A 23,380-nucleotide genomic window follows, 5' to 3' on the forward strand; every position below is an offset into this window, starting at 1 on the left:
CTTTTCCAAATACTTCAAGAACAACTTCAAACAAGCAAAGACTAAGAAATGTCTGTTTCCAGTCAGCTTCCTCAGCATTTTTCAACCTTTCTCCTTTGCTGCAAGTTTCGCTGACGCCGACATCTGAGGTGACTCCTGATGTTGGACAACCAGCGAAAGAGACATTGCTACATAAAGAACCCAAAAGATATTATTTTGCTGCAAAATTACGCTGTCGCTGATGTTATATGGCAACATCAACGTCAAGTATGTCAGAGGCAATAACCCAGATGCCGTCTTGTTAGTATGTGCCCTCGTTAATGCTCGCATAAGATTAATAAAAAATCCCAGCGCAAATATCCATATTCCTCCCCACCCTAAATCAAGACCTAGTTGGAGATAACCGTTATGGGCATAAGTGGGTTGCCATCCGATGATATTCCAGACCTTTCCAGATTCACCCTTCTCGCCTAGCCAGAAAGCACTGTATCCATAGCCTAACCAGGGATGTTTGTTAATCATATCTAGCAAAACCGACCATAGCTCTGTCCGTCCGCTAAAGGTCAGATCCCGCCCCGCAGCACCGAGTATGGCTTCCACATTTCCAAAAAACCATGTAGTAATTGTAGTCCCTGCCATCACTCCCATAGCAAATAAAGGCGCGCTCAACGGATGGCGCAATTGCAAAACCCAATATAATGGCAAAAAACTGACAAGAGTCAGTGAGGACAAAAGAGGTGTCGCTGAGGTTGACATCCGAATTAGGGCAACGGTAAGACCCAAGCTAGCCCATTTCACCAGACGATGTCTTCCCCCTTCCAGAGCTAGAAGCAAGAAGACCATAAAACTTAAGCTTAAAGCACGCCCCATTGCATTTTTATGCGTATATATTCCCCTCCAAGCTCCTACATGGGTACCTATCTGATGCACTCCATACTTCGGTAACGCTACAGCAAATACTAAACTCAGTAAGCATGCAATCCCTAATGCCCAAGCTAACAAGCGCAACTGGTCTTTTAAGCTATAGCGCGTAGCCAAGTACGTTCCAAAGATGGTGGTTCCCACTAACGCAATACTGCGGCGCAGAGTCACAGGTGGAGCGACTGACCATACTACTGAAGATAAAGCGAATGTTACTAAGACAAATGCTAGCTTTTCCTTGGTCACAGCCCAAACAACTTTTTGCCACCTAATAAAAAAAAATGTAATTCCATAAATTCCAAACAAAAGCACTTGCATAATTCCATCGCCGCTGCTCGCATCTAATTTAAATCCCAATTCTTCACGCACAAGCGAAATCAAAGCATCGGTGAACAGCAGAAGCGATATAACTACAAATACCTCTTCAAAAAAGTTTTTATGAATTATAATTTTCAACGTTTCATCTCACAGTTTATCTGTTCTTCAGGTCGATTGTGAGGAGGGTTTTACCCAACCATCCCATCTAAAGCGGGTAGCTTGTTTTGACTATAAATTTCTTGATTCAGCAGTTGTTTGTAAATTTCAACTAGATAATCATTAAGTTGGTCGAGGTTGTAGTGCTGTTCCACATACGCACGACCCGCTTGTCCCATTTCAGGCCAAACCTCCGAGTGTGCGATGAGATAGCCCAACTTTTCAGCTAAAGCATCCGCATCCCGTTCGGGTACAAGGAACCCAGAAATTCCATCTTCAACCAGTTCTGGAATTCCGCCGTGTTGGGTACTAACAACAGGCAAACCCATTGCCATTGCTTCTTTTAAGGTATTTACGGGAGCATCTTGATTGCCGTCTTTAGCTGTTACGCATGGAGCAATAAAAATATGAGAATTATTGAGAAGTTCAATGAGCTCTTGCTGTTGTTTTCGACCTATTAAGTGTACACTATGCTCAACTTTTAAGATTTGAATGAGTTGTTGTAATTCTTTCAATAAAGGGCCATCACCTACAATATTGTACTCAATATTTGGGTAGGTGTTTGCTAACTTGGTAACAGCGCGAATACCGTACTCTACACCTTTTTTTTCAACCAAGCGACCTGTGGTTACAATTTTAATACGTCCGTCCGGATGCGGATAGCGGGGACTAAAGCGAAATCGACTACAATCAATTCCCGATCCAAATACGATAATCTTGTTTTCTTCACAGCCCAATTTAACGAGTCGTCGCTTAAAAAAGTCGCAGTTCGAGAGAAAAAGGTCGCCTGTCTTGAACAGTGGCTCGTAAGCGTCTTCACCAACCTGCTGAATATATTTACTAATATCAGAACCGCGAAAATGCGTAATCAGTTTTCCTTGCAGAACCCCCAACTCTCTCAAAGCCATTGCCATCAGACCTAAATGACCAAATTGGCAATGAATGACATCATAAGTTGTCTGCCGTTTCATTAATAAAATTGTTGCGTATAGCAACTTGAGTGAAGTTGCCGATCGGCTGTACTTAAAAATGTTGAGTGATCGCAACAGCAGGACGGGTTTTTTATAGAAATTTGCTAATAGTAAACCAAAACCTTTGAGCGCTCTTAAGAGAAAATTGTCTGGTACTTCAGCACAATAAGTCTGCTCTAAAAGTCGGTAAGTTTTGACATCTGGATGGACTTTAGCAAGATTACCTGCCTTGTTCGTATAAATGGAATAAATCTCAACTTCATGCCCGCGCTCGATTAAACCTGTAATTTGATTTAAAATGAACGTTTCTGAAATGACAGGAAACCGATCCACGAATATTGCTACCTTCACAATAACTCTCCTACAGCTTAATAATTCACGTTTTTGAAATTCTGTTCGCTTAGCGTCGTTTGAACTGGCTCACAACAGATAAATAAAGCTCCTTTGCATTGAAGACATGAAACATAATTAGGTAATAAGTCAATGCCATTGCTAAGGAGGTAATAATACCCGTAGACCAGGCAGGCAAACTAGAGCCGATGGTCAATTTAAGGGTCAGAGCGATCGCTCCTGCCGGGATAGATGCGAGCAAAGGTTGCTGCACAGCACGCAATAAATCGAGCATAGTGATGGACGTGTTGCGCGTTGCATAGTACATACACGGCCATGTCTGCAAAAGTTTGGCAATCGAGTAGCTTAAGGCAACCCCCTTGGCTCCGTAGGGTAAGCCAATAAAAAACGACATTGCTAGAAAGGTGGAGCTAAATACTCCCCACTTAAACATCCGGTCAGTTCTACCTGTACAGATGTATAGCCAGCCAGAAGTGTTGGTAATTAGTTGTACCAGTGCAGATATGCCCAAAAATCTAAAAATGATACTTGCCTCACCCCATTGCGAACCAAGAATCAGCTCGACGATTTCTTCGGAGATGACCAGCATGAGGATAACTACAGGCGCAGTAATAGAAGTGAGCAGCGAAAGCGCCTTGAGGTAGTGGTTGCGAAATTGCTCTGGCTCAAAATGCAATCGGCTCAAGCTGGGAACGGCAACGGCTTTAATCGGGGAATTGATTTGTTGCAAAGGAAGCATCATTAAGCTGTATGCTTTCACATAAAGACCTAAAGCATTAGCTCCCCACACCCTTCCGATCAGCACGTTGTCAAGGTTGCGAGCCATGTAGTTCAGGAAGTCAAAACCCGCAAGGTTGCTGCCGAAAGCCAGCATGGAACGGATACCGGAACCTCGAACGGGTGGACCGGGACGCCAACCGCACATTACCCAAACTCCCACACAAGTAGCTATCACCGTTGCTACTTGCATCAGTACCAGTGCCCAGTAGCCAGCCCCATACCAAGCCGCGATAATGGTGGTGGCGACGCCAACCAAAATAGAGATAATATCGATAGCTGCTAAGGCTACAAAACGCATCTGCCTCCTGAGCAACGCTTGGTGCTGGACGGTCAGACCCGCAAAGATAAACGTCCCAGCCACCACGAGCGTAATCCATATCAGGCGTGGCTCCCCGTAGAACCAAGCAATCAGCGGTGCCATTGCTGCGGTCAGCAGCGCGAGCGAGATGCTGAGTGCAACATTCACCCAAAATAAGGTGCTGACCTGCTTATGGTTAACCTCAGCCTTTTGAATAGTTGCCGCCGACAGGCCCATGTCATTGAATATATAGACAAAACCTGTAAGGCTAGTGACCATACCGAGCAACCCGTAGTCTTGCGGGGAGAGCAGGCGGGCGAGAACAACCGTAGATCCCAGGTTAAGGAGGAATTTACAACCCTGCGTCACCATCGTGACTGCACCACCTCGAACGGAACGACCCTTCAGGTCATTCTTCAGATGGTCGGTGCGAAAGTGCTGAGCAGGGTCAGCCGCAGGAGAGATGTTTCTCAGGAGCTTTGACAAATTGGCACCTTTTCTTGTTTGAGCGCTACAGCAACCGATTGATGCATTTACAAAAACCCATCTCAACTTAGCGTCTGCTTAAGAGCGATCGCTATATTTTCCACTCTTGGACATAGCCTTTTTAGCAGTTGTATCATTCAGTTTGGCAAAGGAGTCTTCCTTGGCATAGTAAAAGTAGCTGTCAGATTCGTTTTCCAAGATCACGCCATTGACCACTAGACCTAAAATATTGTTACCCGAACGCTCCAGTGACTCTTTAGCAGCAATTGCACTAGTAGAATCAACCACCCCAGGCCGTGCCACGAATAAGATACCATCGGTCATTTGACCCAAACTCAAAGCATCAGCTGCCTGGATTACAGGAGGCGTATCGAAGATCGCAAAATCGTAGTGTTCGGAAAAATACGAAATCAGTACAGCCATGCGTTTGGAGTCTAAAAGAGCCATTGGATTTGGAGGCATCACCCCAGAAGTCAAGACATCCAAGTTTGGCATCACTTCTCTTGCCACAGTTGCTTCAAATTCAGCCTGACCTACCAGCACATCACTTAAACCTGCTACATTAGTCAGTCCCCAAATGTGGTGCTGTAACGGACGGCGCATATCCGCATCCACTAGCAATACCCGTCGTCCTAGTTCAGCCGTAGCTGCTGCTAAATTGGCAGCAACTGTAGACTTCCCTTCTTTGGGAGAAGAACTCGTTACTACAATTACTTTCAGCGCCTTATCTGAACTCATAAATTTCAGGTTAGCCTGAAGCATTGGGTACGCTTCGCTAAGCGACGAACCGGGAACAGCTCTAACCAGGATCTCTGGAATAGTCCATTCCTGCTCCTTACCACGCTGGTTAACTTTTTTCCCAAAAGCAGGAATTGTTCCTAGCAATGTATACCCAAACAGCTCTTTTGCTTCTTTAAGGGTTTTTATGGATGTGTCTCTGATTTCTAAAACTACAATGGTTGCTGTAGTAAATAGCATACCCAGCAGAATTCCTAAGGCTAGGATTAAAGCTGGTTTGTGAATTGAGGCTTTTTCAGGAACTAAGGCGAATTCCATAATACTAGCGTTCCCTATGTTTTGGTTTTCTGCAACTCGTACTTCTTGCAGCTTTTTTAATAGAACTTCATAGGTTGATTGGGCGGCTTCCACTTGCCGCTGTAGCTCCCGCTGATCTTGTTCCAATTTGGGTAGTATATTTATCCTTTGTTTATACATCGACTGGGTGTTAGATAGCAAAGCTAGCCGACTACCCAAAGCTAAGCGTTCTACCTCTGTTTTGACCAAGTCATCGCTAAGTTTTTGTTTGCTCTCTCCAATCTGCAAATTCCGTTCTGACAGTTGCTGCTGACTGCCAAGAGACTGTTCTACCCGCTCTTCTAATAAGGCTTCTAAAGTGGCTCTTTTTTCCTTCAAATCGACGATTGCAGGATGGGTGTCTAGAAAGCGGCTGCGCTGAGCTGCCAACTGAGATTCTACTTGTTGGTATTCTGCAAGAGCTTTTTGCACTCCTGAAGACTGGTTCAGAGAATTTATGGCTATGGCTTCCTGTGAAGTCGTACCCAATTTCTTTTGAAGAGTTATAGAACGAGTATTCATATCTGCCAAACCCGCCTGAGTTTCGGTAATTTGGTTGTCTAAATTCTTAATAACTTCTACTGTCGATTTAGCTTCCTCATCCAAAGCTACAACCTGGTTTCGTTCTTTGAATAGACGCAGGGCTGCTTCTGCTTGACGAACGCTTGCTTCAGCTTTAGGCAGCTGCGAAGCTATAAATTCACGAGCTGCAACAGCCTCAGCACGATTAGTTAGTAAGTTTTTTTCTATATAAAGATCCATTAGTTTGTTGACCACTGCCGCCGCTTCTTCAGGGTCAGAACTTTTATAAGAAATCTCTATTACATCTGTTGATGCAATATTTTTTACCTTTAAAAGTTTTTTTATCAATGATTTAGGTTTACTAGGAGTGCCATCTTCTTCTTTTACATTGAGTGCAGTTATGGTCTTCTGAACTAAAGGAACAGACTTAATAATTTCTATTTCTGTATTGAGAGGATTACTCTTTTGAGCTAAGGGGTCTAACTCACCTATTTCTTTGCCTACTCCAGTTAGGGAAGAGGTACGATTAATCTTAAATAACAGCTTTCCTTGGGTTTCGTAGTCTGGCTTTTGTAAGAGTGCCATGACGATAGCGATCGCCGTACAAGATCCAAAGACAGCTAAAGCTGGGAACCAGCGCCGTTTTAGGCTCAGCCAGTACTTTTGCAAATCTATATTGATGTAATCTGTAGATTGAGATTGCATGAAAACCTCATGAAAAAGTACGGGGATGTGGGAGGACTTGACAATTTATCCTAGCATTGCCGTAACGGAATCGCTACATTACTTTAAGCGATCGCCCAATCATTACTCTGTAAGACTCCTGAGTAACACTCAATTCCCCTGTATTCCCACCCCTATCTTGTTTTTCTTCAAAAAAACTGTAATTGACATCTGTTGTGCTACATCGATTTAATATTCTCTTGTTCTTACGTGCTTATCAATTACACATCTCTACCTTCTACTCTTCTTTAATAAGCTCCTTTTCTATATATAAGAACTGTAACGGTTTGCATCAAAATTTGTAAGTCTAACAGTAGCGACCAGTTCTCTATATAGAAAAAATCCAGTTGGATTACCTGTTCAAAATTGGTTATATCCGAACGACCCGATACCTGCCAAAGTCCTGTTATTCCAGGTAAAACCGCCTGACGTACAAAGTGATGTTCCGAAAAATTATTGACATCTCGAACAGGTAATGGACGCGGACCAACTAAACTCATTTCTCCAAAAATTACGTTCAATAGTTGGGGTAACTCATCTAAGCTATAATGCCGCAGAAATTTACCAACTTTTGTAATGCGTGGGTCACTTTTTATTTTAAAAAGTACCCCATCTTTCATTTCATTGTATGCTTCTAATTCCTTTTGAAGTTTGTCAGCATTAGTAACCATCGTCCGAAATTTCCATACCTTGAACTGCTTACCATTTAGACCAACACGGGTTTGCTTGTAAAAAACGGGTCCCGGAGAATCTAGTTTTATCAACAGTACAATCAAAAGATAAATTGGAGCTGCAAGTAATAGCAATATAATCGAAGAACAAAAATCAAAACAACGCTTAATCCAAAAATCACTTCCCGTAATCAGTGGAGGAGAAAACTTGATAGAAGGTATTCCACCTATCATAAAAGGCTCAGATCTCTGCGAAAAAGGTTCTAAACCTATTGGCAAAATATTTAATGTAATTCCTGCATTACGTAAGTTCCAATAAAGAAACATTCGCTCCTTTATAGTGCCCCAATAACATATAAAAACTTCTACAATTCCTAAAGATTGTATATGTTCGATTGTTTCTCCCCATCCTAATTCTTCAGCTAATGAAAGATCGGAAAAGCCCATTATCCTATAGCATTTTTCTCGTTTCAACAAATTTATAGCTTTTTCAGTATCTTTAGGATGACAGATTAAGAAAATGGGAGATCGCATTGCACCTTTTTGACGAAGATGCTTGATAATAAAATCCACGCTCAGGCGACCAGCATAAGTAAACAATATACTCAACAACAAAGACAGTATAAAAGTGGAACGAGAAACAAAATCTCCTGGTTTATAGAAAAAAGCGATGATTAGCAGAACTATATGAGATAAAGTCAGTGACTTGATTAACTTCCGGTAGGCGCAACGCTTTTGTCCACCTTCATACAGTCCTTGTGCTGCCATTACTCCAATCTGAGTAGTAAGGATGGGCAGTAATGACATCGGATTGTTTCCCACGCTCCAAGGAGAAGCTATGGGAGTACCGTAAGTTTCAGCTACTTGCCATGCCGCAAATAGCAGCGTGGAATCTACTGAGAGTAGCGTTAGCCGTCGTAGCCAGCCTCTACCAATTCCCTTACGTAGGGTTGTAAAGACAGGTTCCCGTAGGTCTAGCTTGGTCTTTAATAAAGGCGTATTTGTCATGCTTGGCTCCTTTACTTAATTACACTCTAAAGATCCGTATCTCAATATTTGCTTGCGTAGTTTTACTTGACACCTTAGATGTACTTTCCCCCTTCTTAACCTACTTTTAACCTAATTTGTAAAGATTTTACCATATTCTATAAGAATTATGTAGCAGAGGTATTCGCGTAACTTACGTCTATTTAGGTAGATGTTTGTAGTAGATTTAACAGTGGCTGGTAGTGGTTTGGCTCGGCTTCAAAACTCTTAGCTTAATTACGCAATAGCTCCAAATTTGGATGTAAATCTGCTGAATCTCTATCGAAAGTTATAGTGCAAGGCACTAGACAACATTCCAAATACCTATTTCTCTTTATAAGAAGATATAAGCTTTTTGAGGCAATTAGGTGAACTTCACAGAAACTTTGCCAAAACTTTATCTAGGGTTCATAAATTTCTAGTATGGTTAAGTAGGATACGGAATTTCTACTTAGGCAAAACGCTCTTTGCTACTTTATAGGAATGAAATTCAACACAAAGAGCAATTGAACAAGTAACTGCCATAGGCGATCGCCATCAAGACAGCTGCTGTCAAAGTCAAGACAGTCGGGTCAGTCATCAGTGTGCTTACTTACCCCTCAGAATTAACCAATCCAGTCATCCCCGGCTATTAAGTCCTACGGTAGACACTATTGTTTTTGGCTCAAGATGTATTTCAGGGAGCGATCGCAAACAATCTCAAGCTCAAGAAATACGTAATGACTGAAGAAACCCCATCTGAATTTTGGCAAGGGATCGAAGAGTTTAATCAGCGCGAGTTTTACGCCTGCCACGACACCTTAGAGGCTCTGTGGATGGAAGCCAGCGAGCCGGAAAAAAGGTTTTATCAGGGAGTGCTGCAAATTGCCGTTGGGTGTTATCACCTAGGCAATCTCAACTGGCGGGGTGCAGTTATTTTATTGGGGGAGGGAATCCGCCGCTTGGAGGCTTACGAACCTGCTTACAGTGGAATTGATGTCACCGAACTGCGCGAACAGAGTGCCGAACTGTTAATGGTACTACAACAAGCTGGGGCAGAAAACGTGGCTGATTTTGTGGAGCAGATGCAACAAGACGATAATGCCTCACAGTTGCCAAAAATAGTGCGAGTAGAGGCTTAGAAACTTCTCAATACTTAGAAACGTCGGGATTGTTGTGCCTGGTTATCGCTGGATTTGTTCTGGATCGATCCTTTAGAAAGAGTAAACTAGGCACAAGAGCCGATCACCGTCTTTGATGTCTCCGCACGACCCATGATGTCCTCATTTCAATTTAATCAAAGTCTAATGCGTCGCCTGGGATTAGTGCTGATGCTTCCAGCTGTTTTAGCGGGAGCGATCGCTATCCCCACCCAAATCCAAACTGCCCAAGCCCAAACCGCCGATGATGGACGCGCCCTCACCGTCCGTTCTGATGTGCAAGAAGCCAACTCAAAAACAGGCGTGGTAACAGCTCGTGGCAATGTGCAAATGTATTACCCCTCGCGGCAGATTCAGGCAACTGCTGCCCAAGCGCAGTATTTCAGCAAAGAGCGCCGCATCGTTCTGAGTGGTAACGTCTACGTCCTGCAACAAGGCAATAGTCTCCGAGGCGAGACAATCACCTATCTGATCGATGAAGGACGCTTTGTTGCCCTGCCTCAGTCCAATCGGCAGGTAGAATCAGTTTATCTGGTCGCCGATCCAAATTCTCCAACTACATCCGTAGCGCCACCGGCTCCCGCCGTCAATCCTAAGCCAGCCTTCAAAACGCCGAATAGTCGCTAGCCATTTGTCACATGGCTAATAGCGAATCGCTAATGGCTAATCGCTAATAGCTTTTAATAATTAGCAGTTAGCCATCAGCAATGAACAATCAGCTATTTCTCAATGAAAATCGTACTGGAGAATATCCACAAGTCTTACGGCAAACGTGCGATCGTCAATCGCGTCAACCTTTCAGTGGCGCAAGGGGAAGTCGTGGGGCTACTCGGTCCCAACGGTGCCGGGAAAACGACTACCTTTTACATTGCAACCGGCTTAGAAAAACCCGATCAGGGCACGGTTTGGCTGAATGAGCAGGACATCACTACCTTACCCATCCACAAACGAGCGCATTTAGGCATTGGCTATCTTGCCCAGGAAGCCAGTATTTTCCGCAACCTCACCGTCCAAGACAATATTCTCCTGGTGCTGGAACAAACGGGTGTGCCTCGCCGCGAGTGGCAAAACCGTCTAGATACCTTGCTACAAGAGTTTCGGCTAGAAAAAGTAGCAAATACGCTGGGGATTCGGGTGTCTGGGGGAGAACGTCGGCGCACCGAGTTGGCGAGATCCTTAGCATCGGGGCGAGAAGGACCAAAATTTTTGCTATTGGATGAGCCGTTTGCCGGTGTCGATCCGATTGCTGTATCGGAGATTCAAAAAATTATTGCCGGACTGCGCGATCGCTACATGGGCATCTTGATCACCGATCACAACGTCCGCGAAACCCTCGCCATCACCGATCGAGCCTACATCATGCGCGACGGACAAATCCTCGCCTCTGGCAACGCTGAAGAACTCTACAATAACCCCTTAGTGCGACAGTATTACTTAGGAGATGACTTCCAAAGATAGTCTTGGGTAATCGGTAATCAGGAATTGGTAATCCAAGAGTGATGAGTGAGAAGCATTGAATTTTGAGTCAAAAGAAAGTCTTGAACAGGACTTACGCAGAAAAGATCCCCCAACCCCCGATAAATTGGGGGCTTTAGAGGTTCCCCCCAATTTATCGGGGGCTAGGGGAATCAACGTTTGAAGATTCAAAATTCAGACGCGACAACCGCAAGTCTTTTACAACTTAAAACTTTCCCCCAATTACCCATTACCCATTACCCATTACCCATCCATCCTTGACCAATGACCAAATCTTTCAATCCGCTCTACCCCCTGATTTCGACAGTCTCGGTGATGGATCGCTATATTGTCACCGAACTAGTCGCGCCTTTCCTATTTGGCATGGGATTCTTTTCTTCCATCGGGGTAACGATTGGCAGCTTATTTGACCTGATGCGAAGGACTGTGGATGTAGGTCTACCAGCATCGCTAGTTTTGAAAGTCCTGCTGTTAAGTCTGCCACAGTTTATGGCGTATGCCTTTCCCGCCTCAGTGCTACTGGCTGCCTTATTAACCTATAGTCGTCTCTCCGCTGACAGTGAATTGGTTGCCCTCCGTAGCTGCGGGGTGAGTATTTATCGACTGGTGCTACCAGCGATCGCCCTGAGTTTTGTTGTGACTGGCATCGCATTTACGTTTAATGAGTATGTAGTACCCGCTGCTAACTATCAAGCTAAAGTTAGCCTAGATAAAGCTCTAAATAAAGAAAAGCCGTCTTTCCAAGAACGCAATATTTTCTATCCAGAATATACGAAAGTCAAGCTACCCAATGGCGAAAAAGAGCAAGTGCTAAAACGCCTGTTCTATGCAGAAAAGTTTGACGGTCAAAAGATGGAAGGATTGACGATTTTAGATTGGTCTCAGGAGGGACTCAATCAAATTGTCACGTCACAATCTGCTGCTTGGAACCCAGGACAAAATACCTGGGATTTTTTCAAAGGCACTATTTATTTAATCTCTCCAGATGCTTCCTACCGCAATATTTTGAAGTTTGAACACCAACAGTTGCAGCTGCCTCGTACCGCCTTGGATTTGGCAAATTCTGGGCGTGACTATGGCGAGATGAATCTTGCACAAGCCAGAGAACGTCTGGAATTAGAACGCCTCAGTGGCAATCAGCAGAAAATTCGCAAGCTTCTAATCCGCATTCACCAAAAAATAGCTTTACCGTTTGCTTGTGTGGTGTTTGGTATCGTGGGTGCCGCTTTAGCAAATAGACCGACTCGCACCAGTAAAGCGACTGGTTTTGGGATTAGCGTAATCGTAATTTTTGCTTACTATTTGTTAATGTCCGTTGCTGATGCTCTGGGACTAAGTAACTTCCTCTCTCCGGTGATTGCTGCTTGGTTACCGAATCTATTTGGATTGGGAGCGGGGACATGGTTCCTGTTTCGAGCTGCCCGTTAAACTTTAAGATGTGTCAATCGTTCGTGTAGGGGCGGCTCTTTACCAAGATATTTATAAATAGCTAAATAAATAGCTAAGCATAACGCTTTGTGCAAGTTTCTGTTTTTCTCTCCCCAATTTATTGGGGGCTAAGAAAAAGTTGCAGATGGCGTAAGCATATCTATAAACCCGCCCGTTCTTGGTAGCATACCAGTTCCCATTAGTATCAACTTAAGCCCTGGCGACTGGAAGTCGCGGCTAAACAAACTAAGTCCGCCTGACGCGGAAAGAGCGAAAAATCATGAGTTTTAAACCGGAGAAGGCAGTTTTGTCTGTATAGCTGTGGTTTCAACCGCCAAGCCAATCTTAAGTTGACACCAATGACCAGTTTCCTGCCCCTCAGTTAGTTGTTTTTTCGCTTCCAGTGACTAATGCTCGCTCTCGCGATCGCCACCTTTCTAGTTTCCTAACTTTAAACTTTAGGAAACTCGAAGCTTAGGTAAAACTTTACACAAGTGAAGGGAATCTTTTAACAAACTGTATATCAAGACAGTTCCTGTTTAATGCAATAGCGTATAAGATCGACTTACAATCCCTTGTGCAAGTCGAGCTGCACTACAGCTATGTCATCTTCCAAACAAGTCCCAGCCTCCATCCGCTATCTCAAAGCACGGTTACGGACATTCACGCGCCCTGCGTTTTGGGGATCTGCGATCGCACTGGTGATGATGGTGCTAGGGGTATGGGAGTACTGGGTACACCCAGAGTGGCTTAACAGCCTTGTAGATGGAGAAACGGAGGGGCAAGTCGATTCCGCAGATAATCCCTCGGATGACCCAACCCTTTCTCAAGAAAGCAGTGCGATTGGCGCTGATATAGATAACTTGCCCGCGCTGATGCAAGAATTTAATCGCAGCACTAATCAAGGCGCTGGCAAGACTGGAAAGGAGAAAGCTCAAGATCCCACCCAGCCAGAGGGTTTATTTGAGCAACTGACTCGCAACCCAGCTACTGCCTCTAATACAGAATCGACGGCTCAGCCTCAAGCGATCGCCGGAATCCCCAAAGCTCCGCAAAGCTTGAATAATCCTTTTTTGACATCGGCACAAGATTTATTAAATACTGGATTAAATGCTGGCTCCCAGCCCAATACTGGGACATTTTTGGGATTGACACCCACCAACCAACAGGCGGCAAGCCCTACAACAACAGCAACCTCCACGCCAAATCTGGGCTTAGGCGTGCCCAACCTAACCAACCAGAACCAAAACGCGCTGCCAGTCAGCCCCCTGCAACAAGCGTTGAATCAAAATTCGGCAAACCAAGCGGCAAATGCATCGCCACCGGCAAGTACGTCTAAACAGGCGCTTCCCAATTCCACATCCCTTGGGCAAATGGCACCACCGCCACCGAGTGCCCTAGCCAACACTACAAGCTATAGCACTCCCTCAACCACAACTAGCAACGCTACTCAGGGTTCTTCCACACCGAATTCTTACACCTATTTAACCCAACCCCAGGCGCTGCCTCCCGTAGCAGCACCCACTGGGACAGTGGTTGCACCGCAAATAGCACCGCCAGTGGTACCGCAGATAGCACCACCAGTGGTACCGATACCAACCAGTAATTTTGGTAATTACGGGCAATCCTCATTTGGGCAGCCCAGACAAGGAAGCAGGTTAAATACCAACTCCGGCTTGAATTCCAATTTTGGTAATTCAGGATCGCAACCCAGGCAGCTGAGCCAGCCTAACTTTACGGCTCCTCGTCCCATTCCAGGGCGCTACATTGGTGGGGGTCAGATTAATACTTTCTCAAATCCATAGCTGTTAGCAATTAGCTGTTGGTTGGCGAGCTAATTGCTAATCGCTCAACAGCTAATTACTTTGGAAGTGTTTGATGATGGCGGAGGCGAATTCCGAGCATTTCAAAGGCTCCACCGGCGGTTCCATGAGTCGAGCCAAATCATAGGTGACTTCGCCGTTAGAGATCGCCTGACCGATGCCATGCTTAATCAAGTCAGCTGCCTCCTGCCAGCCCATAAATTCCAACATCATCACGCCTGACAAAATGACAGAACCGGGGTTTACCCGATCGAGTCCAGCGTGCTTAGGTGCGGTGCCGTGAGTCGCTTCAAAGATGGCGCATCGATCGCCAATATTAGCTCCTGGCCCCATCCCCAGTCCACCGACAATCGCTGCCGCTGCATCTGACAAATAATCGCCATTCAGGTTCATCGTAGCCAGGATGGAATATTCATCCGGTCGAGTCTGAATCTGTTGGAAAATGCTGTCGGCAATTCGATCGTTCACCATCACCTTGTCTTTCCACTGACCGTTGCCGTGGGTTTCCCAGATGGCGTTGAGAACATCTTCAACTTCACGGGTGATTTGGGCTTTTTTCTCTGCCGTAAGGGCGTCGTACCCAGGCTCAATCTGACGGGCGTTTTCTTCCAAGGTAATCTCTGGATTGCGGGCTTTGTTGTCCAAAATCCACGATTCTCGTTCTGTAACGCACTCGGCGCGAAACTCGGCGATCGCTACTTCGTAACCCCAATCGCGGAAAGCGCCTTCGGTGTACTTCATGATGTTGCCCTTATGCACCAGCGTCACCATCTGTTTACGCTTGGGTAGCCGCAGGGCATTCTTGATGGCACGGCGCACTAAACGCTGGGAACCCGTCTTACTAATTGGCTTGATGCCGATTCCAGAGTCTAGGGGAATTTGCTTTTTGCCGTGTTCTGGCGTCGCTGGAATTAGCTCATTATTGAGTAGGTCAATCAATTTGTTGGCAATTTCGCTGCCTTGACGCCACTCAATTCCCAGGTAGATGTCTTCTGTGTTTTCTCGATAGATGATGACATCGAGTTTCTCTGGGCTTTTGTGGGGAGAGGGGGTGCCTGGGTAATACTTGCAGGGGCGGACACAGGAGTAAAGGTCAAAAATCTGACGCAGTGCCACATTCAGCGACCGGATACCGCCCCCAATCGGGGTTGTTAGCGGCCCTTTGATGCCAATGCCGTATTCTTTAATTGCGTCTAGGGTATCTTGGGGCAAATATTGGTAGGTGCCGTACTTCTCGCAGGCTTCATCCCCGGCGTAGATTTTGAACCAGCTGATTTGTCGCTTGCCACCATAGGCAGCTTGGACAGCGGCATCAAAGACCTTCTGGGCGGCGGGCCAGAGGTCGATGCCCGTGCCGTCTCCGCGAATGAAAGGAACGATCGGGTTGTCTGGAACAATGGGTTCGCCATCTTTGAAGATGATACGTTCGCCCATGTCAGGAGGAGTGATTTTTTTGTACATATTGCACTCTTGTTGGATCTAGTCTGAGCCAGACAATATTTTGACAGGAAGACTACCAAATCGGCTGATTCGCAAAAGTTTCAGTTAAGCTTTTTTGCAGTTTAGGCGGTTTGATTGCCATGATGTCCACAAATCATTCAAGCTGAGGCAGGGGCGCTGGGAGGCTGTTATCTCATTTTGGATTTTAAATGGTAGAACGCGATTAATCGGGTTTCTACCAAGGGGTAGCTGCAAAAATTTAAACCGCGTCACAAGGAGAGCAAAAAAGGATTATAGACCTAATCGTAGTCTCTAGAAGTGCTACTGGGATGAAGGAATTAGCGCTTCAAATCAAAACTTTGTCATCTATCTAGGCAAGAGACTAGGCAAGAGACTAGGCAAGCGGCTCTACTAGAATAGGTTGAACGACTAATTTTTTGAACAACCCTGAGCGCATTTTGTCATCAGCCTTTATGCTGATAATAAAGTAAATAGAGAGCGATCGCTGGTTTTTAGTACTTCTGTCTCAACTACTACTGGCTGAGACATTCCTGACGCTGCCAGATCGTGTCAAGCTGATCTAAAAAAGAGATATGCTGCACAAGCCGCCTCTGTCCTTTTCGCAAAAACCTCAACTCACATCAAAGCGGGATGGATTCAGTTTGCAGACCTAGGCTGATATGGCCCCTTAAAGGCGCTCTAGAGTAACGATGAAAAAAATTTTGCTCGTTGATGATGATAGAACCCTGCGAACTGTCTTGACACGCTACCTGCAAAACCAGGGGTATCTGGTTCAGGATGTAAGTTCTGGTATGGAGGCATTAATCTCTTTTGAACAAGCTCCACCGGATCTGGTGGTGAGCGATGTGATGATGCCGGAGATGGACGGTTTGGAATTCTGCCGACGCCTGCGAGCAACTCCTATAGGACAATTGGTACCGTTTATCTTTTTGTCAGGCAAAGGAGAGCTAGAAGACCGAATTCAAGGTCACACGATAGGAGCAGATGATTATCTGACCAAACCCTTCGATCCGAGGGAATTAGTCGCAAAAATTGAAGCTCAGCTAGAGCGATCGCGCCGCATCCATGCGGAAATGGTACGGTTGATGCAGCAGATGGCAGCCAGTTCCACCGCAGCGACAGCAATCGGAGCTTTGGGTTCTGCCACCTGCGAGCCACTTCCGTTAACACCAGCAGAACAAAGAGTTTTTTGGGAGGTGATTCAGGGATTTACCAATAAACAAATTAGCGATCGCTTGTTTATCAGTCCGCGCACCGTTCAGACCCATCTCAGTAACATCCTCAGTAAGCTGGAACTAGAGAATCGCTCTCAACTGGTTCGCTTTGCCTTTGAACACGGATACCGACCTCCCACCCATGAAGAGCAGTGAGGGATGAAGCAGTAATTGGTAATTGGTCATAAATTTTAAGTTGTAGAGACGCCAGCGATCGCCTCTGAATTTTGAATTAAAAAATTTCTGATAACTCAAAACTCTCATTAGCCATGATTTCAGGTATATACACATTAAATGAATTAAGTCAAGCGATCGCGGCAGATCCCAGTCGATGGCGACCGCTAGTGTTTACCAATGGCTGCTTTGATTTACTCCATACAGGTCATGTTCGATATTTACAGGTAGCAAAGTCCTTGGGGCGATCGCTCGTCGTGGGGTTAAATAGTGATCAGTCCGTCCGTGCCATCAAGCCCCATCGGCAGGGATTGCCTTCCCGACCTATCGTGCCTGAGCAGCAGCGGGCTGAAATTCTCGCCGCCCTTAAGCCTGTGGATGGAGTCGTGATTTTCCACTCATTGACCGCCACTGGCTTAATTGAAGCACTCAAGCCCGATATTTATGTCAAAGGAGGCGACTACAGCTTGGAAACCCTGCCTGAAAAACCTGCCGTTCAGGCATACGGAGGTCAGATTGAATTGGTCAAAGTGGAAATTCCCACCTCAACCACAGCGATGATTGACCGCATCCTGCACTCAAGTGATTAGCGCATTTGTCAAAAGTCATTAGTCATTGGCTACAGACTAAAGACTAGAGACTAATGACTAATGACTAATAACTAACAGCAACCTGAAATGACTTGCTTCATGACAGACCAAACGACTGCCGACCTACCACACACCAGCCAATACCTCACCGACCTACGCTGCAAGTTTGAGTCGGGTTCTGAAAAAACGCAACTACAACTCCTCCCAGAACTTCTAAAAGCGGGTAATTCCGGTTTGGAGGTACTCATGGAATTTTTACTGAACAGCCAGTCAACTCCTACCAATTTAGTTACAGCTAAAGCCTACCAGACCCTCTACAACGCCAACTTTCCAGCTGCAACTGAATTTCTCCAAACCCATTTCCCCTCCGGCATTATCCCCTTACACTCAGAACGCGGCATTGACTACAGTTCCCTGCAACACCTGCTCTTGCAACAGGACTTTCTTGCCGCTGACCGCCTAACCTTGCAAAAGCTCTGTGAATTGGCAGGGACTCAGGCTGTACAGAGAAAATGGTTGTACTTTACAGAGGTAGAAAACTTCCCCATTCCCGATTTACAAACCATTAATAGCCTGTGGTTCCTACACTCGGAGGGTAAATTCGGTTTTTCCGTGCAGCGGGAAATCTGGCTGAATGTCGGCAAAGACTTCTTAAAGTTCTGGCCCAAAATTGGCTGGAAGAGCGGCAACAACTGGACTCGATACCCCAACGAGTTTACCTGGGATCTCAGTGCCCCTAGGGGTCATCTGCCTCTCTCAAATCAGCTGCGGGGCGTCCGAGTGATTGCCTCCTTGTTATCTCATCCCGCCTGGTCAAGTTGAAAACTTCAGGACTCAGGACTCAGGACTCAGTGAACAAGAGTGATGAGTGAGTGAAGCAAGAAAGCCTCTTGCCAGCAGAAACGACTCCACTTTTCACTCTTGTTTTCCATCCTGACTCCTCACAGGACTTACGCAAAGCTTATACATACAGCACTTTTGAAGCTAGTGAGGTACGAGGATCGCCTAAAACCTTTGATTTTGGAAGCTTGACTGTACCTCATCCAGAAAGAAAACGCTGTATAGAGTTTTTTCGGGTTCAATCCCCCTGTGGTTGCCCTTACTATGTGGTGATGTTGCGTAAGTCCTGTCCTCAGTTGAATCACCGTGACTTAAGACTTCTAGGTTGGGTTACTCTCACTTGAAGGCTAAAGCCTTACGGCATGAACGCGCCTACGTGACCTCAAACACCACGTCGCCAGGGCGGGAGAACTCCCGCTCTTCTTGTGGTGTAACCTACGATAGAAGTCAATTTCGCTTAAGTCAGTGTCATTCAGCCTCAGTCCTTTTTTAACCGAAAAGCAAAACTCTCTGCTTAACGTGTTTGTTAGAGGCATTCTTCGGGAACGCTAAGTGTAGCGAGATATTAAATAAGTCATACAAGCAAAGCGTATGGGAGTAGGGATGGTAATGGCAGCCCCAGAAAGCAGACTTTTTTGTCGTTTGGATGGTTTGACACCGGCAGCACGAGAACAACAAAGGTTCACTGCTTTGGGAGAATTGGGTCTACTTGAAGCAGAGATGGTTCCCGTGTTCGAGGAAGCTACTCAAACCGCAGCCCGATTTTTGGAAGCGCCGATTTGCATTTTAAGTTTAATGGCTCAAGACAAGCAGCGGATCAAAGCATCTGTGGGTTTATCACGATTAGGGTTGATGAACGATCTCGCCACGTCCCGGCAACTCCCACGCCATCAATCTTTGTGCGCTTATGTGGTCGATAGTCATCAAGTTTTGATTGCTGGCGATACGCTAACAAATCGAGCTTTTGCTGAAACTGCTCTTGTGCAGCACTACGGCATCCGTGCCTATCTAGGGGCACCGCTGCTATCAGCTACTGGGATTTGTCTGGGCACCCTGGCAGTCATGGATTTAGTGCCTCGTAACTTTACCAGCAAAGATATTGACTTTTTGGAACTCATGGCTCGCTGGAGTCTGAGTGAATTTGAGAGAAACCGTCTGTTTTTAGAAACGCGACAATTGGGGTCTCTAGAGCGTACCAACTCCGGTTACTGGTTTGCTAAGTCGTCGTCTAACGGGCAGTCGGGACTGGGAAAAAATGTCGAATACAATGCCGCCTCGACTAACGGCAATGCGGGTGAAGTGTTGTCTTTGACCCGTTCAACCCCTAGCCCCTCTGCGACTAGCTCTGTTAAAGTCAAACTGCTATCCCATCTGTCACAGGAACTGCGGACTCCGTTGACTTCAATTATGGGGATGGCAAGTGTTTTGGGACGCGAAGTTTATGGGCCATTAACGACCAAGCAGAAGGAATACCTGGAGATTATCCACAACAGCGGTCAGCACTTAGTTTCGCTGGTTGATGAAATTTTGTCTCTGGGAGGGTTGGATGAGTTTACCCAAAAACTCGATTTTACGTCTGTGGACATCGAAATGCTGTGTCAACAGGCGATTAATAACCTGCAACAGATTGCGTCTGGGCGGCAGCAACAAATTCGTCTATCTGTAGAACCTGGAAAGCGCATCTGGTTGCTTGACAAGGATAAAGTGCGGCAAATTCTTTACTACCTGATTTTTAATCTAATTAACTCAGGTAATGCAGGGGGCGTGGTTCGCATTCATGTCTCTCGCAAAATCGAAAAGCTGAATATTGCGGTCTGGGTTTCTCACCCCTGGTTGGGAGATGGTCTACCTCAGATTGAGTTTTATGCCCAATCTGATATGTCGCCGAATCATCACTCAGAACCAGCCCTCTCAGAAGCCAGCGTTGCTTACATTCAAGAGCCATGCTCCGTGCCGTTGCCGTCCCTCACGTCAACGAATCAATTGCTGCTGAATGGCTCTCGTGCCAGTAATTCTGCCGTCCCGGAAGGGTTGTCCCATTTATCGGTCGGCAATGGCTCTCGTGAAAGTTTGGGGCTGTTGCTGAGCTGTTTATTGGCAGAAATTCATGGCGGGCAGATTTGTGTTCAAGGCTCTCCAGAGGCGGGATATCGCTATGTGGTCAGCTTGCCACAGGTGGATGCGGTGGAAACAATTGGTGATGATTGACGGACTAGAGACTATAAACTATGTACTTGGGTAATTGATAATCGGTCATGGGAAAGGGCTAATCGTTCATTGTTCATAGCAACTTCAATGAACAATGACCAATGACTTATGACCAATACCAATCACCCATAATCAATCACCCCTGACCCATCACATGACTGTTTGGCAACAATTTACCTTGTCCAGTTTGCCGCTGTATCAGTGGCAAAGTGCAAGCTATTTGCATCGGTTGGTCGGTAGCTTGCGAAGCTGGCGGCAGAGTAGCGTCTGCGTGCAGTGGGCGGAGCCGTTGGGAGCTTTGTTGGTGGCTTTAGTGTTTGCTTTGGCTCCTTTCGTGTCAACGGCTCTGGTTGGCGTGTTGTTAGCTGCCTGCGCTGGCTTTTGGATACTGCTGACTCTCTCGGATGAGGCGGGTTATGTACCGGGCGAAGCGCCTAAAGTTACTCCAATTCACTGGTTGGTGTTGCTGTACTGGGGCATTGCTACTGTAGCAACGGCTCTGTCGCCAGTGAAGATGGCTGCTTTGAAGGGCTGGGGCAAGCTAACGCTGTATTTGCTATTTTTTGCGCTAATGGCGCGGGTGCTGCGATCGCCCCGACTGCGTTCTATACTGATCGCGGTGTATCTCCACATCGCGCTGATTGTTAGTGTCTACGGGCTGCGACAATGGTTTTTTGGGGCGGCGGCACTGGCAACTTGGACAGATCCAACGTCTCCCTTGTCTAAAACTACGCGAGTTTATAGCTATCTGGGTAATCCCAATTTACTCGCGGCTTATCTTTTGCCTGCGATCGCTTTCTCGCTAGCTGCTATTTTTGCTTGGCGCGGCTGGGGTCGTAAAGCCTTAGCGCTGACAATGTTTTCGGTCAATTCTGCCTGTTTGATTCTCACGTTCAGTCGTGGCGGCTGGATTGGCTTTATACTTTTGCTTTTCGCATTTTCGCTGATGCTGCTTTACTGGATCAGCGAGCATCTGCCTACTTTCTGGCGCACTTGGTCGCTGCCGATTCTCTTAGGAGGTTTGGCGCTAGTGCTAGCGGTGGCGATCCTATTTGTGGAACCAGTACGCGATCGCGTTTTTAGTATTTTTGTCAGTCGCAAGGATAGCAGTAACAATTTCCGGGTCAATGTTTGGGAGGCGGTGGTTGAGATGATCCGCGATCGCCCGATTTTGGGAATTGGCCCTGGCAACGAGGCTTTTAACAAAGTTTATCCCCTTTATCAGCGCCCCCGCTATACTGCCTTGAGTGCCTATTCAATTTTTCTGGAATTGGCTGTAGAAACTGGCTTGATTGGATTTTGCTGCTTTATGTGGTTGCTGATTGTCACCTTTAACCAAGGATGGCTACAGCTGAATCGTTTGCGGCAATTGGGCAAGCGTGAGGGTTTTTGGCTGATAGGAGCGATCGCTACGATATTTGGTCTATTGGGACATGGTTTGGTAGATACAGTCTGGTATAGACCGGAAGTGAATACTCTCTGGTGGATGATGGTAGCGTTGATTGCTAGTTATTACACCTTCTCATCACAGAGCGATCGCACTCCGCACACGCTAACGGAACACAGTTAATCCGATTTCCCTGTTTGATTAGTGATTAGTTTTTAGACTTCTTGCGGCACATACTCCGTCCCAATGCGATCGCAAAAACCAACGACTCGCATACTCTTACCCAAAGGGCATTCCAGAGTGGATGGAGTTGTACCAATAACTAGAGACTAATCACTAAGAACTCTGACTCTGATTTACATCAAATCCAAAGAGGTGTAAAAAATTTCCAAAGCAAAAAGGCAAAGAAAAGATTTTTTCGCTCTTTCTTTTGCCTGTCCCAGCGCCTGGAATTTCCCTGTACGCCACCCGTTCTTTTACTCTTTGTAGCCGGTACGACTTACTGGATCGGGGTCGCGGTAACGGGTTGGCTCTTCATGCTTGCGACCCGCCAAGCCTGCTAAACCAAGCAGTCCCAGCAAGCCCAGCCAGCCCCAATCAAAATTGCGATCGCTCTCAACGGTTCTAACGTCTTGGCTAGGCGCGGTGTCTGTCGTTGTATTCGTATCAGTGTTGGTCTGAGCTGAAGCAGGCACAGTCAAAGGCAGAATCGCCATGCTTAAGGTGAGAACGCCAGCCCCAACAACTTTGGACAAATCAGATCGTTTCATGAAAAAGGCTCCTTGTCAGTTCTTCACTCACAAACTTATAGATTTCCCTCCAAAGCGGAATCAACCTACGGCTATAAACTAAAAACCTCTAGACTCTAACTATAGAGATAGAAAATGTCTCGTCTTTCCATCATTTTCTCACTCTTTATAATTAGGTAATTTTTAGCGTCGGAAACAAACTTAACTTTTTCAGGCTGGGGATCGATCATAAGCTTCCTAATCAACCAGGACTTACGCAAAGCAAAGGTTCTAAAGTCCGCGCACCATCTGGACTTTGTTTGATAAAAGCTCTTGCTTCTTCTGAAGGGGAATTGGCGTAGCCACGATTTGCTTTATCTCCAGGGATATTTGCACGCACCCCTGAGGTGACGAGAATGCTCACTCTGAGAAATGTTCTTCAACTGCGCGATCGCTGTCTCAACTGCGCGATCGCTTCCGCAACGCGGAAATTGCTTCTAAGTTGTCACTTGGGCGTTGCTGAATGAAGTATGAATTACGCAAATGCTGGTATCGATTGGTGTTTCAAGTAGTGAAGTAGCAATCTAATAGAGTGTTTCAGCATTTCTTCTGACTTCGAGTAACACAACGTTTTTC

General features: G+C 46.0%; 18 protein-coding genes and 1 pseudogene. 11 read left to right on the top strand and 8 right to left on the bottom strand.

Annotated elements, in window-relative coordinates; translation table 11 throughout:
• Positions 1 to 81 precede the first annotated feature (81 nt).
• The 5 genes from AC2VDX_RS02930 to AC2VDX_RS02950 form a co-directional block, all read right to left on the bottom strand.
• Positions 82 to 1,356, bottom strand: a complete 1,275-nt coding sequence (locus tag AC2VDX_RS02930; protein WP_378172694.1) for an O-antigen ligase family protein — start codon at positions 1,354 to 1,356, stop codon at positions 82 to 84.
• Between the two features lie 50 nt (positions 1,357 to 1,406).
• Positions 1,407 to 2,696 (bottom strand): glycosyltransferase, encoded by a 1,290-nt coding sequence (locus tag AC2VDX_RS02935; RefSeq protein ID WP_378172691.1) that lies wholly within the window; start codon positions 2,694 to 2,696, stop codon positions 1,407 to 1,409.
• Positions 2,697 to 2,745: 49 nt separating this feature from the next.
• Positions 2,746 to 4,260, bottom strand: coding sequence for a lipopolysaccharide biosynthesis protein (locus AC2VDX_RS02940; RefSeq protein ID WP_378172689.1), 1,515 nt, complete (start codon positions 4,258 to 4,260; stop codon positions 2,746 to 2,748).
• A 78-nt stretch (positions 4,261 to 4,338) separates the two neighbouring features.
• Positions 4,339 to 6,561 (bottom strand): GumC family protein, encoded by a 2,223-nt coding sequence (locus tag AC2VDX_RS02945; RefSeq protein ID WP_378172686.1) that lies wholly within the window; start codon positions 6,559 to 6,561, stop codon positions 4,339 to 4,341.
• Between the two features lie 266 nt (positions 6,562 to 6,827).
• Positions 6,828 to 8,258, bottom strand: coding sequence for a sugar transferase (locus tag AC2VDX_RS02950; RefSeq protein WP_378172683.1), 1,431 nt, complete (start codon positions 8,256 to 8,258; stop codon positions 6,828 to 6,830).
• A gap of 737 nt (positions 8,259 to 8,995) precedes the next feature.
• On the opposite strand from AC2VDX_RS02950, the gene AC2VDX_RS02955 reads away from it, so the two are divergent.
• From AC2VDX_RS02955 to AC2VDX_RS02975, 5 genes are all read left to right on the top strand, one after another.
• The gene (locus tag AC2VDX_RS02955; RefSeq protein ID WP_378172771.1) at positions 8,996 to 9,397 is read left to right on the top strand and encodes a DUF309 domain-containing protein; all 402 of its coding nucleotides are present in this window, start codon (positions 8,996 to 8,998) and stop codon (positions 9,395 to 9,397) included.
• Between the two features lie 132 nt (positions 9,398 to 9,529).
• Positions 9,530 to 10,042, top strand: a complete 513-nt coding sequence (locus AC2VDX_RS02960) for an LptA/OstA family protein (RefSeq protein WP_190820239.1) — start codon at positions 9,530 to 9,532, stop codon at positions 10,040 to 10,042.
• Between the two features lie 102 nt (positions 10,043 to 10,144).
• Entirely contained in the window at positions 10,145 to 10,873 is a 729-nt protein-coding gene (gene lptB, locus AC2VDX_RS02965) for an LPS export ABC transporter ATP-binding protein (protein WP_378178314.1), read from the top strand.
• Between the two features lie 282 nt (positions 10,874 to 11,155).
• Positions 11,156 to 12,319, top strand: coding sequence for an LptF/LptG family permease (locus AC2VDX_RS02970; protein WP_378178317.1), 1,164 nt, complete (start codon positions 11,156 to 11,158; stop codon positions 12,317 to 12,319).
• 602 nt (positions 12,320 to 12,921) lie between these two features.
• The gene (locus AC2VDX_RS02975; protein WP_378178321.1) at positions 12,922 to 14,124 is read left to right on the top strand and encodes a hypothetical protein; all 1,203 of its coding nucleotides are present in this window, start codon (positions 12,922 to 12,924) and stop codon (positions 14,122 to 14,124) included.
• Positions 14,125 to 14,175: 51 nt separating this feature from the next.
• Here AC2VDX_RS02975 and AC2VDX_RS02980 read toward each other — a convergent pair whose 3' ends face one another.
• Positions 14,176 to 15,603: an NADP-dependent isocitrate dehydrogenase gene (locus tag AC2VDX_RS02980; protein ID WP_378178324.1), complete on the bottom strand. Its 1,428-nt coding sequence runs from the start codon at positions 15,601 to 15,603 to the stop codon at positions 14,176 to 14,178.
• Between the two features lie 689 nt (positions 15,604 to 16,292).
• Here AC2VDX_RS02980 and AC2VDX_RS02985 point away from each other — a divergent pair.
• The 6 genes from AC2VDX_RS02985 (at position 16,293) to AC2VDX_RS03010 (ending at position 22,199) form a co-directional block, all read left to right on the top strand.
• Entirely contained in the window at positions 16,293 to 16,973 is a 681-nt protein-coding gene (locus tag AC2VDX_RS02985; RefSeq protein WP_378178327.1) for a response regulator transcription factor, read from the top strand.
• Positions 16,974 to 17,086: 113 nt separating this feature from the next.
• Positions 17,087 to 17,581: an adenylyltransferase/cytidyltransferase family protein gene (locus tag AC2VDX_RS02990; protein ID WP_378178329.1), complete on the top strand. Its 495-nt coding sequence runs from the start codon at positions 17,087 to 17,089 to the stop codon at positions 17,579 to 17,581.
• 99 nt (positions 17,582 to 17,680) lie between these two features.
• Entirely contained in the window at positions 17,681 to 18,403 is a 723-nt protein-coding gene (locus tag AC2VDX_RS02995; protein WP_378178332.1) for a GUN4 N-terminal ARM-like repeat domain-containing protein, read from the top strand.
• A 50-nt stretch (positions 18,404 to 18,453) separates the two neighbouring features.
• Complete coding sequence (locus tag AC2VDX_RS03000; RefSeq protein ID WP_378178335.1) at positions 18,454 to 18,765, top strand: hypothetical protein; 312 nt, start codon at positions 18,454 to 18,456, stop codon at positions 18,763 to 18,765.
• A 259-nt stretch (positions 18,766 to 19,024) separates the two neighbouring features.
• A complete protein-coding gene (locus AC2VDX_RS03005) occupies positions 19,025 to 20,629 on the top strand; it encodes a GAF domain-containing sensor histidine kinase (protein WP_486928092.1) in 1,605 nt (534 codons plus the stop codon).
• Between the two features lie 154 nt (positions 20,630 to 20,783).
• Positions 20,784 to 22,199 carry an IctB family putative bicarbonate transporter gene (locus tag AC2VDX_RS03010; RefSeq protein WP_378178342.1) on the top strand — a complete coding sequence of 472 codons (1,416 nt, stop codon included), beginning with the start codon at positions 20,784 to 20,786 and terminating at the stop codon, positions 22,197 to 22,199.
• 293 nt (positions 22,200 to 22,492) lie between these two features.
• Here the strand turns inward: AC2VDX_RS03010 and AC2VDX_RS03015 are convergent, their stop codons facing one another.
• Both AC2VDX_RS03015 and AC2VDX_RS03020 read right to left on the bottom strand, forming a co-directional pair.
• Positions 22,493 to 22,786, bottom strand: a complete 294-nt coding sequence (locus tag AC2VDX_RS03015) for a WGxxGxxG family protein (RefSeq protein ID WP_378178345.1) — start codon at positions 22,784 to 22,786, stop codon at positions 22,493 to 22,495.
• Positions 22,787 to 23,279: 493 nt separating this feature from the next.
• Positions 23,280 to 23,380: pseudogene (locus AC2VDX_RS03020) on the bottom strand (IS1 family transposase); the annotation flags it as partial.

This window comes from Coleofasciculus sp. H7-1 (genome assembly GCF_057473865.1).

What these genes read in the sequence shown, in the direction of transcription:
- AC2VDX_RS02960 (WP_190820239.1), top strand. Translation starts at nt 9,530, where the DNA reads ATGATGTCCTCATTTCAATTTAATCAAAGTCTAATGCGTCGCCTGGGA.
- AC2VDX_RS02985 (WP_378178327.1), top strand. Translation starts at nt 16,293, where the DNA reads ATGAAAAAAATTTTGCTCGTTGATGATGATAGAACCCTGCGAACTGTC.
- lptB (WP_378178314.1), top strand. Translation starts at nt 10,145, where the DNA reads ATGAAAATCGTACTGGAGAATATCCACAAGTCTTACGGCAAACGTGCG.
- AC2VDX_RS02990 (WP_378178329.1), top strand. Translation starts at nt 17,087, where the DNA reads ATGATTTCAGGTATATACACATTAAATGAATTAAGTCAAGCGATCGCG.
- AC2VDX_RS02945 (WP_378172686.1), bottom strand. Translation starts at nt 6,561, where the DNA reads ATGCAATCTCAATCTACAGATTACATCAATATAGATTTGCAAAAGTAC.
- AC2VDX_RS02975 (WP_378178321.1), top strand. Translation starts at nt 12,922, where the DNA reads ATGTCATCTTCCAAACAAGTCCCAGCCTCCATCCGCTATCTCAAAGCA.
- AC2VDX_RS02950 (WP_378172683.1), bottom strand. Translation starts at nt 8,258, where the DNA reads ATGACAAATACGCCTTTATTAAAGACCAAGCTAGACCTACGGGAACCT.
- AC2VDX_RS03010 (WP_378178342.1), top strand. Translation starts at nt 20,784, where the DNA reads ATGACTGTTTGGCAACAATTTACCTTGTCCAGTTTGCCGCTGTATCAG.
- AC2VDX_RS02955 (WP_378172771.1), top strand. Translation starts at nt 8,996, where the DNA reads ATGACTGAAGAAACCCCATCTGAATTTTGGCAAGGGATCGAAGAGTTT.
- AC2VDX_RS03015 (WP_378178345.1), bottom strand. Translation starts at nt 22,786, where the DNA reads ATGAAACGATCTGATTTGTCCAAAGTTGTTGGGGCTGGCGTTCTCACC.
- AC2VDX_RS03005 (WP_486928092.1), top strand. Translation starts at nt 19,025, where the DNA reads ATGGTAATGGCAGCCCCAGAAAGCAGACTTTTTTGTCGTTTGGATGGT.
- AC2VDX_RS02970 (WP_378178317.1), top strand. Translation starts at nt 11,156, where the DNA reads ATGACCAAATCTTTCAATCCGCTCTACCCCCTGATTTCGACAGTCTCG.
- AC2VDX_RS02995 (WP_378178332.1), top strand. Translation starts at nt 17,681, where the DNA reads ATGACAGACCAAACGACTGCCGACCTACCACACACCAGCCAATACCTC.
- AC2VDX_RS02980 (WP_378178324.1), bottom strand. Translation starts at nt 15,603, where the DNA reads ATGTACAAAAAAATCACTCCTCCTGACATGGGCGAACGTATCATCTTC.